This is a genomic window from Pseudomonas qingdaonensis (assembly GCF_018398475.1).
GTDB lineage: Bacteria > Pseudomonadota > Gammaproteobacteria > Pseudomonadales > Pseudomonadaceae > Aquipseudomonas > Aquipseudomonas palmensis.
The window spans coordinates 4731241-4745418 of sequence record NZ_CP074676.1 but is presented as its reverse complement, the minus strand read 5'-3'; the positions used below and the strand labels follow the sequence as shown (position 1 = coordinate 4745418).

Annotated in this window: 10 protein-coding genes; 3 read left to right on the top strand and 7 right to left on the bottom strand. The window is 65.9% G+C overall.

What is annotated here, in order from left to right; genetic code table 11:
* Nucleotides 1–53 precede the first annotated feature (53 nt).
* Entirely contained in the window at nucleotides 54–746 is a 693-nt protein-coding gene (locus tag KH389_RS21605) for a Crp/Fnr family transcriptional regulator (protein WP_058540908.1), read from the top strand.
* Here the strand turns inward: KH389_RS21605 and KH389_RS21600 are convergent.
* Genes KH389_RS21600 through KH389_RS21590 form a run of 3 tightly spaced genes read right to left on the bottom strand, consistent with a single transcriptional unit; the run spans nucleotide 718 to nucleotide 4736 of the window.
* Nucleotides 718–2319 (bottom strand): arylsulfatase, encoded by a 1602-nt coding sequence (locus KH389_RS21600; protein WP_104571991.1) that lies wholly within the window; start codon nucleotides 2317–2319, stop codon nucleotides 718–720. The genes KH389_RS21605 and KH389_RS21600 overlap by 29 nt on opposite strands.
* Before the next feature lie 9 nt (nucleotides 2320–2328).
* Entirely contained in the window at nucleotides 2329–3153 is an 825-nt protein-coding gene (locus tag KH389_RS21595) for an ABC transporter ATP-binding protein (protein ID WP_213606228.1), read from the bottom strand.
* On the bottom strand, nucleotides 3150–4736 hold the full coding sequence (locus KH389_RS21590; protein WP_213606227.1) for an ABC transporter permease: 1587 nt from the start codon (nucleotides 4734–4736) through the stop codon (nucleotides 3150–3152). Before KH389_RS21590 ends, KH389_RS21595 begins: the two co-directional genes overlap by 4 nt.
* 268 nt (nucleotides 4737–5004) lie before the next feature.
* On the opposite strand from KH389_RS21590, the gene KH389_RS21585 reads away from it, so the two are divergent.
* Nucleotides 5005–6051 (top strand): ABC transporter substrate-binding protein, encoded by a 1047-nt coding sequence (locus tag KH389_RS21585; protein ID WP_043860761.1) that lies wholly within the window; start codon nucleotides 5005–5007, stop codon nucleotides 6049–6051.
* Here KH389_RS21585 and KH389_RS21580 read toward each other — a convergent pair.
* Nucleotides 6008–6934 (bottom strand): LysR family transcriptional regulator, encoded by a 927-nt coding sequence (locus KH389_RS21580; protein WP_213606226.1) that lies wholly within the window; start codon nucleotides 6932–6934, stop codon nucleotides 6008–6010. The two genes, KH389_RS21585 and KH389_RS21580, sit on opposite strands and share 44 nt — an antisense overlap.
* A gap of 181 nt (nucleotides 6935–7115) precedes the next feature.
* Between KH389_RS21580 and KH389_RS21575 the strand changes: the two genes are divergently transcribed.
* The gene (locus KH389_RS21575; RefSeq protein WP_213606225.1) at nucleotides 7116–8018 is read left to right on the top strand and encodes a TauD/TfdA dioxygenase family protein; all 903 of its coding nucleotides are present in this window, start codon (nucleotides 7116–7118) and stop codon (nucleotides 8016–8018) included.
* 97 nt (nucleotides 8019–8115) lie between these two features.
* On the opposite strand, the gene KH389_RS21570 is transcribed toward KH389_RS21575, so the two are convergent.
* From KH389_RS21570 to ttgB, 3 genes are all read right to left on the bottom strand, one after another.
* Nucleotides 8116–9369, bottom strand: a complete 1254-nt coding sequence (locus KH389_RS21570; RefSeq protein ID WP_058540912.1) for an OprD family porin — start codon at nucleotides 9367–9369, stop codon at nucleotides 8116–8118.
* A gap of 200 nt (nucleotides 9370–9569) precedes the next feature.
* Entirely contained in the window at nucleotides 9570–11024 is a 1455-nt protein-coding gene (locus tag KH389_RS21565) for an AdeC/AdeK/OprM family multidrug efflux complex outer membrane factor (protein WP_043860765.1), read from the bottom strand.
* Nucleotides 11021–14176 (bottom strand): multidrug efflux RND transporter permease subunit TtgB, encoded by a 3156-nt coding sequence (gene ttgB, locus KH389_RS21560; protein ID WP_043860766.1) that lies wholly within the window; start codon nucleotides 14174–14176, stop codon nucleotides 11021–11023. The genes KH389_RS21565 and ttgB overlap by 4 nt, the downstream gene beginning before the upstream one ends.
* Nucleotides 14177–14178 lie beyond the last annotated feature (2 nt).

Sequence of the window (14178 nt, the reverse complement as noted above, 5' to 3'; positions counted from 1 at the left end):
GCGCAGGCACCGTCGTCTGTCGGCTAGCCGACAGTGTCACCACGAGGCCCCCGATGAACGCTTCAACCTTGCGCCAGGGTCACTGGTTCAAACAGTTGCCCGCTACCCTGCAGGATAGCCTGCTGCACCTGGCCCGGCCCGTGAGCCTGGAGGCCGGCGCCTGCCTGTTCCAGCGCGGCGACCCGCCTTGCGGACTGTACGCGGTGCTCGATGGCGCCATCCGCATCGGTGCGGTCAGCGCCCAGGGCAAGGAGGCGGTGCTGACCCTGATCGAGGCCCCGCACTGGTTCGGCGAGATCTGCCTGTTCGACGACCAGCCACGTACCCACGACGCCTATGCCGAAGGTGCCACCCACCTGCTGCGGGTGCCCCAGGGCGCGCTGGTGAAATTGCTGGATGCGCAACCGCGTTACTGGCGTGAATTCGCCTTGCTGATGAGCCACAAGCTGCGCCTGGCCTTTGTCGCGCTGGAGCAGCAGAGCCTGATGAGTGCCGCGCCGCGGGTGGCCTACCGGCTGCTGCAGATCGCCGCCGGTTACGGCGAAGTGGAGGGGGCCAGGAGGGTGTTGCAATTGTCCCAGGAGCAACTGGCGCTGATGCTCGCGCTGTCGCGCCAGACCACCAACCAGATTCTCAAGGCGCTGGAGCAGGATGGCGTGCTGCGCCTGAGCTACGGCGAGATCGAGATTCTCGACCCCGCGCGCCTGGCACTGATGGCTAATCCGGCTGGAACGGCGACTGGCTGAGGATCACCCCGGTTTCCTCGACGTACTTCTGCCATTCGCCGAGCAGGGCCTGCAGTTTTGCCGGCTGCGCCTGCGCCAGGTCGTGGACCTCGCCGGGGTCGATGCTCAGGTCGTACAGCTGCCAGGTGGCCGGCCCCACCGGGCCTGGAATGTACACCGCCTTCCAGTGCCCCTGGCGAATAGCCCGGCGCCCGAACAGCTCCCAGCCGGTGACGGTGTGCTCGTCGTGTACCTGCTCGGTCTCGCCCGACAGGTAGCCCAGCCACGACTTGCCGCGCAGCGGCGCCACGTCGCGCCCGCGCCAGCGTTTGCCCGGGTGGCGGATGCCGGCCAGGTCCAGCAGGGTCGGGGTGATGTCCATCACGGTGCTGAACTGATGGCTGACCTGCCCCTGGCGCGCCAGTGCCGGGTAGTGCAGCAGGGCCGGCACGCGAATGCCGCCTTCGGTGGTGAAGGCCTTGAACAGCCGCGACGGTGCGGTGGCCGCCTGGGCCCAGTGCGGGCCGTACCACACGTAGGAGTTGGCGCGGCCGATGTTGTCCAGGCTGTTGTCGTAGTGCTGGTCCAGGTAGCTGGCCAGGTGCGGGCCGAACTTGGGGAAGGCTTCGAGCAGCGCGCCCTCGGCACCGTTGTCGGACATGAACAGCACCAGGGTGTTGTCCAGCAGGCCCTGGTTGCGCAGGTAGCCGAGCACCCGGCCGATGTTCCAGTCCATGCGCTCGACCATCGCCGCGTACACCTCCATGGCGCGTGCCGAGCGCTGGCGCTGTTCGTCGCTCAGCGCCTGCCATTGTTCATCCACCGGGTGCGCCTGCACCTCGGCGCCGATCAGGCCCAGGGCGCGCAGTTTTTCCAGGCGCTCCTGGCGCAGCACCTCGGGCCCGGCGTCGTAGCGCCCCTTGTAGCGCGCCACCACCTCGGCCGGCGCCTGCAACGGCCAGTGCGGCGCGGAGAACGGCAGGTAGGCGAAGAACGGCCGGCTCTGGTCGCGCTCCTTGAGGTACTGCAGCAACTTGTCGCCGAAGGCGTCGGAGGAATAGAAGCCTTCGGGTAGCGCTTCGACGAAGGTGTCGTCCTCGATGTACAGCGCCGGGGTCGATTTGAGCAGGCCGGGGGTGTGTTCGTCGTAGGTGGGTTCGAAGCCATAGTGGTTGGCCGCGCCCGGCAGCAGCGCGAACGAACGTTCGAAGCCTCGCGCATGTGGCGCCAGCTCGGCCTTCAGGCCCAGGTGCCACTTGCCGCTCATCAGTGTCTGGTAGCCGGCCTCGCGCAGCAGCTCGGGCAGCGCCACCACGCGGTCATTGAGGTAACCCTCGTAGCCCGGCTTGCCGATCAGCTCCGGGGTCAGCGCCTCGGCCATGGTGCCGATGCCGGCGATGTGGTGGTCGGTGCCGGTCAGCAGCATCGAGCGGGTCGGCGAGCAGGTGGGCGCGGTGTGGAAGTCGGTCAGGCGCAGGCCGGCAGTGGCCAGGGCGTCCAGGTGCGGCGTGGCGATTTCGCCGCCGAAGGCACCCAGGTCGGAAAAGCCCAGGTCGTCGGCAACGATGATCAGGAAGTTGGGGCGTTGGCTCATGGTCGGCACTCAGCAGGCAAGGTAGGTCAGGGGCAGGTCGCGGATCTGCTCCACGGCGGGCGGCAGGTAGCGCTCGTCGTGGGTCAGTTCGTGCAGCAGGGTTTCGCGCAGGCGGTGGAACGCCAGGCTGGCGCGCTGGCGTGGGTGCGGCAGGTCGACCTCGACGATGCGCTTGATCCGCCCCGGGCGCGGTTCGAGCACCACCACGCGGTCGGCCAGGAATATCGCTTCCTCGACATCGTGGGTCACCAGCAGGGTGGTGATGCGCGCCCGTTCTCGAATGGCCAGCAGTTCGTCCTGCATCTGCTGGCGGGTAAGGGCGTCGAGGGCGCCGAAGGGTTCGTCCAGCAGCAGTATGCGCGGGCTGGCCACCAGCCCGCGGGCAATCGCCACGCGCTGGGCCATGCCGCCCGAGAGCTGGTGCGGGTAGGCCTGGGCAAAGTCTTCGAGGCCCACCAGGCTGATGAAGTCGGCCACCCGCCGGCCGCGCCGGGTGCGCTCCAGGCCCTCGTTGACCAGGCCCAGGTCGATGTTCTCGGCCACTGTCAGCCAGGGGAACAGGCGGTGCTCCTGGAACACGATGCCGCGCTCGCTGCCGATGCCGTGCACCGGCTGGCCGTCGATCAGGATCTGCCCCTGGTACTCGGCGTCCAGGCCCACCAGCAGGCGCAGCAGGGTGGACTTGCCGCAGCCGCTGGCGCCGACGATGGCGACGAATTCGCCGTCGGCGATCTGCAGGTTGAAATCGCGGATCGCTTCCAGTTCGCCGTCGGCCACGCTGAAGCGCTTGCCGACCTGGTTGAAGCTGACCCGTGGGTGAGCGAGTGCGTTCATGCCCGTCTCCAGCGCGTGGCGCGCAGTTCGATGTGTTGTCCGACGGCGCCGAGCAGGGCGCCGGTGAGGCCGACCAGCAGCATGCCGGCCATGATCAGGTCCATGCGCAGCAGTTGCTGGGCGCCGATCATCAGGCTGCCGATGCCACCGCCGGAGGGCATGAAGTACTCGGCGCCGATGGTGCCCAGCCAGGCGTAGATCAGGCCGACCCGCAACCCGGCGAAGATGCCCGGCGCGGCGCCCGGTAGCACCAGCCTGCGCAGGCGCTGGGCACCGCTCAGGCGCAGCACGCGGGCGGCTTCGTCGAGCTGTGCAGGCAGGCTGGCAACCGCGCGCTGGGTGGCGATGAACAGCGGGAAGAATGCCGCCAGGCCGACGAATACCCATTTGGCCAGTTCGCCCAGGCCGAACCAGGCGGTCAGCAGCGGCACCCAGGCGAAGATCGCGATCTGGCGCAGCCCGGCCAGGCTCGGGCCCAGCAGGCGCTCGGCGCGGCGCGACAGGCCCAGCAGCAGGCCGAAGGCAAAGCCCAGGCTGCCGCCCAGCAGCAGGCCGCCCAGCGCTCGCCCGACGCTGACGGCCAGCGCGCCGCTCAAGGTGCCGTCGAGCACGCCGGCCCAGGTGCTGTGCACCACCTCCAGCGGCGCCACCAGAATGTTCGCATCGACCCAACCGTACTGGCTTGCCAGTTGCCACAGCACCAGCAGCGCCAGCGGCAGGCCCAGGGCATGCAGGCGCTGCCAGCCACGCAGCGGGCGCACCCGCAGTTGTGCGGTGGCCGGGTGCGGCCAGTGCAGCAGGCGCCGGTCGAGCCAGCCCAGGCCGCGGTCCATCAGCAGCCCGAGCACGCCGATCACGGCGATGCACACGAACACGATGTCGAGCATGAACAGTTGCCGTGCCCACACCATCAGGTAGCCCAGGCCTTCGCTGGAGGCCAGCAGCTCGACCGCCAGCAGCGAGGTCCAGCCGGCCGCCAGGGCCAGGCGCACACCGGCCAGAAACGCCGGCAGCGCAGCGGGCAGGATCAGCCGGCGAACCAGCAGGTGCGTGGGCAGGCGCAGTACCGCCGCCGCTTCGCGCAGGCGCGGTTGGGCATCGCGCACGCCCACCAGGGTGTGCAGGGTCACCGGCACGATCACCGCCTTGACCAGCACCACCAGCTTGAGCACTTCGCCGATGCCGAACAGCACCATGAACAGCGGCACCCAGGCCAGCGTGGGGATCTGCGCCAGGGCGTTGAAAGTCGGCAGTACCAGGCGTTCGGCGCGCTGGCTGAAGCCCAGCCAGGCGCCGAGCACCGCGCCGGCCCCGACCCCGGCCACCAGCCCCAGCAGCAGGCGTTGCAGGCTGATGGCCAGGTGCGCCCACACCTCGCCGCGACCCAGTTCCACGGCGCTGTCCCATACCAGCGCAGGCGGTGGCAGTATTTGCTCGCTCATCCAGTGGTTGCGGCTGGCCAGCCACCACACCGCCGCCAGCAGCACGGGCAGATACCAGGCTTGCAGGCGCTGCCTGGGCAGGCTGCGCAGACGCGGCAGGCCAGGGGCGGGGGCCAGTGAGGAAAGGGCGGTACGGGTCATGCAGGCCTCGCTATTTGTATATTTCTTATGGGTATATGCAGAAGAAATTACATTCGATTGAGCGATAAGAACTGCATTTAAAGCCGCTGACTCGCCGCGCAGCCAATGCATTCGAAGCATATTTTGGTTGTGTGCAATGCATACCCCGCAGGGCCGGGCCTGACAGGGCTTATATGTAATCTGGTTATTAAAATGTAATTTAATAGTATTTAAAGATTGGCATCCGCTATGGGTAGCGTGGCCGCACCATTACAAGGAGCTGTGTGCCATGAACCTGTCGATCAATCGTGTTTTCAGCCTGTTCGCCACCCCCGCACTGGCCGCCGTGATCGGCTGGATGCCGACACTGGCGCAGGGCGCCGAGCTCAAGCAGATCCGCATCGCGGTGCCCGACCTGAGTGCCGGCACCCAGCATTCGGGCGGTGGCATCACCGACGTGCTGCAACAGCAACAGCTGCTGGAGAAAGCCTTCGCCGCCGACGGCATCAGCATCCAGTGGAACTACTTCAAGGGTGCGGGGCCGGTCATCAACGAGGCGTTCGCCAATGGCCAGGTGGACTTCGCCTACCTGGGCGACCTGGCGGCGATCATCGGCAAGGCCAATGGCGTCGACACCCGCCTGGTGGCCGCCACCGCGCGCGGGGTCAAACACTACCTTGGGGTGGTGCCGGGCAGCGGCATCAAGACCCTGCAGGACCTCAAGGGCAAGCGCGTGGCGGTGTTCCGTGGCACCGCCACGCAGCTTTCGTTCGATGCCGCGCTGGCCAGCCAGGGCCTGAGCGAGAAGGACCTCAAGGTCATCAACCTGGATTTCAGCGCGGCTATCGCCGCCCTGGCGGCCAGGCAGATCGACGCCACCTGGGGCTCCACCGGCATCAGTGCGCTGGCCGATCGCGGCCTGGCCGAACTGCCGCTCAATACCCGCGATCTGGGCGGGGCGGGCAATGTGCAGGCGGTGCTGGTGGCCGCCGGTGCCTTCGTCGATGCGTACCCGGCAGTGGTCGAGAAGTTCGTCGCCGCGCAGCAGCCGGCGGTGCAATGGCTGACCGACGATGCCAACAAGGACGCCTATATCCAGCTGGTGTCGGAGCGTGCCAGCTACCCGCCGGCGATCCTGCAGCGTGACCTCAGCCAGGAGCGCCTGAGCGCGGTGTTCGACTCGACCCTGGACCCCGACTTTCTCGCCCGCCTGCAAGCCTCGGTGGACCTCGCCGCGCAGCAGCGCCTGATTCGCAAACCGTTCAAGGTCGACCAGTGGCTGGCGCCGCAGGCTACCCGACCAGCGCCTGTGGCGCAGGCTGGCGGTCAAGGTTGATCAGGGTCTCGATCATCGCCCGCGCCGCAGGGGACAGGCGGTAGCCGCTGCGGCTGACGATGCCGCAGCGGGCATTGAAGCTGTCGAGGTTGGCCGGCAGGTTGCGCCAGTGCAGGCGCACCAGTTCGCCGGCCTGCACCGCCGCGCCGTAGGCCTCTTCGCTGCCGATGCCGATGGCATTGGTGCCGAGCACGATCTTGAGCAGGGTGGGTTGATGCTCGCTCTGGATCTGCGGCGAAAAGTCGGTCTTGCCGCTGAGGTTGGCCAGCAGCTTGCGCACCCCCGGCGGAATCAGCGAACAGGCCAGCGGGTAGTCGAACATGTCGTTGGTCGAGAGGCTGTCCTTGGCCAGCAGCGGGTGCCCGGGGCGGCAGAAGAACAGGCCGCGGCGCGGGGTCAGGGCCAGGGTCTGGAAGTTGGGGTCGGCTTCGAAGTGGCGGATGTCGGCGACGAAGAACTCGATCTCTTCGCGGCTCAGCGCCCTGCTGAGCTTTTCCCAGTTTGAGACCTCGAAATGCGTGCGCACCTTGGGGTGGGCGTTGATGAACTGCGCCACCGCCTGCGGCACCAGGTTCACCGCTGGTGCGGGGCCGCAGCCAAAGCGCAGCTCGCCGGCATCGAGCTTGGTCATCTGCTGCACCTCGCTGCTCAGCTGCGCCGCGCCCTGCACCAGGCGCAGGGCGTGCTGCAGCACCACCTGGCCTTCGGACGTGGGGCGCAGATCCTTGTTGGCGCGGTCCACCAGCACACAGCCGAACTCCTGCTCCAGGCCCTGGATACTGCGGCTGAAGGCGGGCTGGGTGATGCCCATGGCGTCGGCGGCGCGCACGAAACTGCGGTGTTCGGTGAGGGCGATGAAGTAGCGCAGTTGGCGAAGATCCATATGCTTTTCCGGCATTCCAAAAATAGGGCGAAGGTATTTGCCGCCACGGGAGTCTGGGTTTTAAATGCAAGCTCTTATTCCGTCAATGAAGCACTTGCATATCTGTTAGAGCTTATTTGCATATAGATAGCGCCAGAGTTTCATCGGCACTTACCGTGACGCAACCGATGAGGGACGAACCATGAGCAACGCCGCATTTGCCGCAGCACCTGTCAGCCATGCGCTGGAGATTCATCCGGTGGCCGGGCGCATCGGTGCCGAAATTCGTGGGGTGACACTGGGCGCCGACCTGGCCCCGGCGGTGGTGGAGGCGATCCAGGCCGCGCTGGTGCAGCACAAGGTGATCTTCTTCAGGGGCCAGACGCAGCTGGACGACCAGACCCAGGAGGCCTTTGCGCACCTGCTGGGCGAGCCTATCGCGCACCCGACCGTGCCGGTGCGCGATGGCACCCGCTACCTGCTGGAACTCGATGGCGGGCAAGGGCGTCGGGCCAACTCCTGGCACACCGACGTGACCTTCGTCGAGGCGTACCCCAAGGCGTCGATCCTGCGTTCGGTGGTGGCGCCGGCGTCGGGGGGCGATACGGTGTGGGCCAATACCGCCAGCGCGTACGATGACCTGTCACCGGCCTTGCAGGCGCTGGCCGAGCAGTTGTGGGCGGTGCACAGCAACGAGTACGACTATGCCGCGACCAAGCCGAACGTGAGCCTCGAGCAGTTGGAGAACTACCGCAAGGTGTTCACCTCGACGGTGTACGAGACCGAGCATCCGGTGGTGCGGGTGCACCCGGTGAGCGGTGAGAAGCACCTGCTGCTGGGGCATTTCGTGAAGCGCATCAAGGGCTATTCGAAGTCCGATTCGGATCACCTGTTCAACCTGCTGCAGAGCCATGTGACGCGCCTGGAGAACACCGTGCGCTGGCGCTGGCAGGCCGGGGACGTGGCGATCTGGGACAACCGCGCGACCCAGCATTATGCGGTGGATGACTACGGTACCCAGGGGCGCGTGGTGCGCCGGGTGACGCTGCAGGGGGATGTGCCGGTGGGGGTGCAGGGGCAGCGTAGCCGCACGCTGAAGGGGTAATGAGTTTGTAGTGTCTGAACATACCTATTCGCCGGCAAGGCCGGCTCCTACAAGGGTAGCGCGGGCCTGTAGGAGCCGGCCTTGCCGGCGAAGGGGTTCAGAGAAAGCTGATCGGATAGCTGACGATCAGGCGGTTCTCGTCGAATGCGTTGGTGCTGAAGTCGCGGCGCATGGTCGAGTTGCGCCATTTGAACGACAGGTTCTTCAGGCTGCCGGACTGGATCACGTACGCCAGCTCCGATTCCCGCGCCCATTCCTTGCCGTCGCTGACCACGGCGGTGTGCACGTTGTCGCCCTTGATGTAGCGGTTCATCAGGGTCAGCCCCGGCACGCCAAGCCCGGCGAAGTTGAAGTCGTGACGCAGCTGCCAGGAGCGCTCCTTGGCATTGTCGAAGCTGGCGTTGTAGCTGTCGTTGGCCAGGGTGCCGCCACTGGTGCCGTTGACCCGCATCCACAGGTCGTCGCCGCTGACCTTCTGCAGCCCCACGTAGAAGGTGTTGCTGCCATAGCGTGCCGAAAGCAGCGCCGAGGCGGTGCGGTTGTCGAGCTTGCCGGCACGCTCGGCGCCGTCTTCCTTGCCGATGAAGTAGCCCAGGTTGGCGCCCAGGGTCCAGTCGCCCAGCGGCTGGCTGTGCACCAGGTTGATGTATTGCTGGTTGTAGATGTCCTTGAGCTGGGCGTTCCACACCCCGACCAGGGTGCGCTTGTTATTGAAGGTGTACTCGCCACCGGCAAAGTTGAAGCGGTCGGAGGTGATACCGGCGCGGCCGTTCATGGACATGTCGTCCATGCTCGCGTCGTTGCGCGGGCTGTTGCCGCGAAATTGCCCGGCATACAGGGTCAGGCCGTCGATTTCCTGGGAGGTCAGCTGGCCGCCGCGAAAGGTCTGCGGCAGCGAGCGGCCGTCGTCCGAACGCAGGATCGGCAGTACCGGCATCCATTCGCCGACCTTCAGCTCGGTCTTCGAGACCTTGGCCTTGAGCGCCACGCCCAGGCGTCCGAAGTCATCGGCCGGGCGGCCGTCATCGTGCACCGGCAACAGGTGCGTGCCGGCGGTACCCTTGCCGCCGTCGAGCTTGACCGAGTACAGGCCCAGCACGTCGACGCCGAAGCCCACGGTGCCCTGGGTGAAGCCGGACTTGGCGTCGAGGATGAAACTCTGGGTCCATTCCTCGCCCTTGCCCTGGGGGTTGGCCGGGTCGACGAAATTGCGGTTGATGTAGAAGTTGCGCAGGTTGAGGCCAACCTTGGCGTCTTCGACAAAGCCCCCTTCGTCGGCCAGGGCGGGCAGGGCGCAGCTCATGGCAAGCAGGCCGGGGAACAGGTGACGTGCGGGCTGGAAAGTGTTCATCGTTAGGGCGTCTCTTGTTTTTATGTTGGGGCGATGGCGGATGGATGGTGCTGTGGCGGGCAGGGGGGAATCAATTCGTTACAGGCGGAATTGGGCGGTAACCGAACACTAACTGTCTGGTTACTTTTGGTAGGGGCAGGCTTGCAGGCACAAAAAAGCCCACCGCGAAGGGTGGGCTGTTGTGTCGCCACGCTATCGAATCAACCCTTGGGCGACTCGATCGACGCTTGCTGGCGGGCATCACCGGTGCGCTCGTACCAGCCGCCACCCAGGGCCTTGTACAGGTTGACCTCGCTGACCAGCTGCGACAGCCGGTCGCTGATCAGGGCCTGTTGGGCACTGAACAGGTTGCGCTGGGCATCCAGGAACGTCAGGTTGCTGTCGATACCGATACGGTAGCGACGCTCGGCCAGGCGGTAGTAGTCCTGGTTGGCTTCGACCAGATCACGCTGGGCCTGCAACTGCTCGTTGAAGGTCTGACGCGCCGCCAGCCCATCGGAGACTTCCTGGAAGGCAGTCTGGATGGTCTTTTCGTACTTGGCGACGTTGATGTCCTTCTGGATCTTCGAGTAGTCCAGGCTTGCACGCAGGCTGCCGGCGTTGAAGATCGGCAGGTTGATCTGCGGCTGGAACAGCCAGGTGCCCGAGCCGCCCTTGAACAGCCCGCCCATGTCGGGGCTCAGGGTCCCGGCGTTGGCGGTCAGGCTGATGCTCGGGAAGAACGCTGCGCGCGCCGCGCCGATGTTGGCGTTGGCGGCCTTGAGCAGGTGCTCGGCCTCCTGGATGTCGGGACGACGCTGCAGCACGTCCGACGGCAGGCCGGCCGGCACGTCGGCCAGCAGGTCGCTGTCGAGTTTCATGCCGTTGGGCAGGTTCGCCGGCACGCCGGTGCCGACCAGCACGGCCAGGCTGTTCAGGTCCTGCGCCACCAGGCGCTGGTACTGGGCCAGCTTGACCCGTGCGCCCTCGACCGAGGTACGCGCCTGGCTCAGGTCCAGGGCCGAGGCCACGCCGACTTCGCTGCTGCGACGGGTCAGGGCATAGCTCTGCTCGTAGGTCTTGAGCGTGTCTTCGGTGAGCGTCAGCAGCTCCTTGTCGGCCTGCCAGGTGAAGTAGGCGTTGGCCACGCTGGCCACCAGGCTGATCTGCGTGGAACGACGCGCCTGTTCACTCGACAGGTAGGTTTCCAGGGCCTGCTCGCTGAGGCTGCGCACCCGACCGAACAGGTCGAGTTCGTAGGCACTCACGCCCAGGGTGGCCGAGTACTGGCTGTTGATGCTCGACTCGCCGGTCTGCGAAACGTTGGCCGGCACCCGCTGGCGGCTGCCGCTGCCGGTGGCCGAGACCGCCGGGAACAGGTCGGCCCGCTGGATGCGGTACTGCGCCCGGTAGGCATCGATGTTCAGCGCGGCGACCCGCAGGTCGCGGTTGTTGACCAGCGAGGTCTGGATCAGTTGCTGCAGCGCCGGGTCATGGAAGAACTGGCGCCAGCCCTGTTCGGCCGCAGCCACGTCGGCCGACTGGGTCGGCGAGTAGGCCGGCCCTTGCGGCCACTGGGCCGCCACCGGTGACTCGGGGGTCTGGTAATCAGGGATCAGCGAGCAGCCACCGAGAATGAAGGCGGTGACTGCCAGGGACAACAGGGACTTACTCATTGCCCGGCCTCATAGCGTGGGGTTTCAGGTTTGGCGTCCTCTTCTTCGGGCTTCTTGCTACCGAACAGCGACGACACGCTTACGAAGAACAGTGGTACCCAGAAGATCGCCAGTACCGTTGCGGTGATCATGCCGCCGATCACACCGGTACCGATGGCGTGCTGGCTGCCGGAGCCTGCGCCGGTGGCGATGGTCAGCGGCACCACGCCCAGGATGAACGCCAGCGAGGTCATGATGATCGGACGCAGACGCATGCGGCACGCCTCGATCGCCGCATCGACCAGGCTGCGGCCCTGCTCGTGCAGTTCCTTGGCGAACTCGACGATCAGGATCGCGTTCTTCGCCGCCAGGCCGATGGTGGTCAGCAGCCCCACCAGGAAGTACACGTCGTTGGACAGCCCGCGCATGCTGGCCGCCATCAGCGCACCGATGATACCCAGCGGCACCACCAGCACCACCGCGATCGGGATCGACCAGCTCTCGTACAGTGCCGCCAGGCACAGGAACACCATCAGCAGCGACAGCGCGAACAGTGCCGGCATCTGCGAGCCCGACAGCTTCTCTTCGTACGACATGCCGGTCCAGGCGAAGCCGACACCGGCTGGCAATTGCGCCGCCAGGCGCTCGACCTCGGCCATGGCCTCACCGGTACTGTAGCCAGGGGCTGGCGCACCGAGTACTTCCATTGCCTCGACACCGTTGTAACGCGACAGCTTGGGTGCACCGTAGCTCCACTCGCCGCTGGCGAAGGAAGAGAACGGCACCATCTCGCCGGCGGCGTTGCGCACGTACCACTTCTGCAGGTCTTCAGGGCTCATGCGCGAATCGGCAGTGCCTTGCAGGTAGACCTTCTTGACCCGACCACGGTCGATGAAGTCGTTCACATAGCTGGCACCCAGGGCGATCGACAGGGTGTTGTTGATATCGGCGATGGTCACGCCCAGGGCGCTGGCGCGTTCGTCGTCGATGGTCAGCTGGTATTGCGGCTCATCGTTCAGGCCGTTCGGACGTACCTGGGTGAGGATCTTGCTCTGCGCGGCCATGCCCAGGAACTGGTTGCGCGCTTCCATCAGCTTGTCGTGGCCGACGCCGGCGCGGTCCTGCAGGAACACGTCGAAACCGGTGGCGTTACCCAGCTCCAGTACGGCCGGAGGGGCGAAGGCGAACACCATCGCGTCGCGGAAGCTGAAGAAGTGCTGTTGGGCACGGGTTGCCAGGTTGAACACGCTGTTTTCGGCAGAACGTTCACCCCACGGCTTGAGCATGATGAAGGCCATGCCCGAGCTCTGGCCGCGGCCGGCGAAGTTGAAGCCGTTCACGGTGAACACCGAGGCCACTGTGTCGGACTCCTTGTCCAGCAGGTAGGCGCGCATTTCGTCGACCACCGCCTGGGTGCGCTCGGCACTGGAACCGGCCGGGGTCTGCACCTGGGCGAACAGTACGCCCTGGTCTTCCTCGGGCAGGAACGCGGTAGGGATGCGCATGAACAGCCACACCATGCCCACCACGATCAGGATGTAGGCCAGGAAGTACGGGGCCTTGTGACGCAGGATGTTGCCCACGCCGCGCTCGTAGCTCTGCACGCTGCGGTCGAAGTTGCGGTTGAACCAGCCGAAGAAGCCACGCTTGGCGGTATGGTGCTCGCCTTTCTTGACCGGCTTGAGCATGGTGGCGCACAGCGCCGGGGTGAAGATCAGCGCGACCAGCACCGACAGGCCCATGGCCGACACGATGGTGATCGAGAACTGCCGGTAGATCACGCCCGTGGAGCCGCCGAAGAACGCCATCGGCAGCAGTACCGCCGACAGTACCAGGGCGATACCGACCAGGGCGCCCTGGATCTGGCCCATGGACTTCTTGGTCGCCTCCTTGGGTGACAACCCCTCTTCGGACATCACCCGCTCGACGTTTTCCACCACCACGATGGCGTCGTCCACCAGCAGGCCGATGGCCAGGACCATGGCGAACATGGTCAGGGTGTTGATGCTGAAGCCTGCCGCGGCAAGGATGCCGAAGGTGCCGAGCAATACCACCGGTACGGTCATGGTGGTGATCACGGTGGCGCGGAAGTTCTGCAGGAACAGGTACATCACCAGGAACACCAGCACGATCGCCTCGATCAGGGTGTGGATCACCCCACTGATCGATTCGGTGACCACAGGCGTGGTGTCATACGGGAACACCGCCTTCATGCCAGGCGGGAAGAACGGCTCCAGCTCGGCGATGGTGTTGCGCAGTGCCTTGGCGGTGTCCAGGGCGTTGGCCCCGGTTGCCAGCTTGATCGCAAGGCCGGAGGCCGGCTTGCCATTGAACTGTGCGCTGACGCTGTAGTTCTCGCCCCCCAGGCTGACGTCGGCGACATCGCCCAGGCGGACCTGGGAGCCGTCACGGTTGACCTTGAGCAGGATCTTCTCGAACTGCTCGGCGGTCTGCAGGCGGGTCTTGCCGATGATGGTGGCGTTGAGCTGCGTGCCGGGCAGGGCAGGCAGGCCGCCCAGCTGACCGGAGGACACCTGCACGTTCTGCGCGGCCACGGCGGTCTTGACGTCCACCGGGGTCAGCTGGAACTTGTTCAGCTTGGCCGGATCGAGCCAGATACGCATGGCGTACTGGGCACCGAACACCTGGAAGTCACCCACACCGGCGGTACGCGAGATCGGGTCCTGCATGTTGGAGACGATGTAGTTCGACAGGTCGTCCTTGGTCATGCTGCCGTCTTCGGACACCAGGCCGATCACCAGCAGGAAGTTCTTCACTGCCTTGGTCACGCGGATACCCTGCTGCTGCACTTCTTGCGGCAACAGCGGGGTGGCCAGGTTCAGCTTGTTCTGCACCTGGACCTGCGCGGTATCAGGGTTGGTACCCTGCTCGAAGGTGGCGGTAATGGTCATGCTGCCGTCCGAGTTGCTCTCGGACTGCACATAACGCAGGTTGTCGATACCGTTGAGCTGCTGCTCGATCACCTGGACCACGGTGTCCTGCACGGTCTGCGCCGAGGCGCCCGGGTAGGTCACGGCGATGGCGATGGCCGGCGGCGCAATGCTCGGGTACTGGTTGATCGGCAACTTGACGATCGACAAGGCCCCGACCAGCATGATCACCAGGGCGATTACCCAGGCAAAGATGGGGCGATCGATAAAGAATCTCGACATGG

Excerpts from the sequence above, each read along its gene's own strand:
- KH389_RS21605 (WP_058540908.1), top strand. The coding sequence starts at position 54 with ATGAACGCTTCAACCTTGCGCCAGGGTCACTGGTTCAAACAGTTGCCC.
- KH389_RS21600 (WP_104571991.1), bottom strand. The coding sequence starts at position 2,319 with ATGAGCCAACGCCCCAACTTCCTGATCATCGTTGCCGACGACCTGGGC.
- KH389_RS21595 (WP_213606228.1), bottom strand. The coding sequence starts at position 3,153 with ATGAACGCACTCGCTCACCCACGGGTCAGCTTCAACCAGGTCGGCAAG.
- KH389_RS21590 (WP_213606227.1), bottom strand. The coding sequence starts at position 4,736 with ATGACCCGTACCGCCCTTTCCTCACTGGCCCCCGCCCCTGGCCTGCCG.
- KH389_RS21585 (WP_043860761.1), top strand. The coding sequence starts at position 5,005 with ATGAACCTGTCGATCAATCGTGTTTTCAGCCTGTTCGCCACCCCCGCA.
- KH389_RS21580 (WP_213606226.1), bottom strand. The coding sequence starts at position 6,934 with ATGGATCTTCGCCAACTGCGCTACTTCATCGCCCTCACCGAACACCGC.
- KH389_RS21575 (WP_213606225.1), top strand. The coding sequence starts at position 7,116 with ATGAGCAACGCCGCATTTGCCGCAGCACCTGTCAGCCATGCGCTGGAG.
- KH389_RS21570 (WP_058540912.1), bottom strand. The coding sequence starts at position 9,369 with ATGAACACTTTCCAGCCCGCACGTCACCTGTTCCCCGGCCTGCTTGCC.
- KH389_RS21565 (WP_043860765.1), bottom strand. The coding sequence starts at position 11,024 with ATGAGTAAGTCCCTGTTGTCCCTGGCAGTCACCGCCTTCATTCTCGGT.
- ttgB (WP_043860766.1), bottom strand. The coding sequence starts at position 14,176 with ATGTCGAGATTCTTTATCGATCGCCCCATCTTTGCCTGGGTAATCGCC.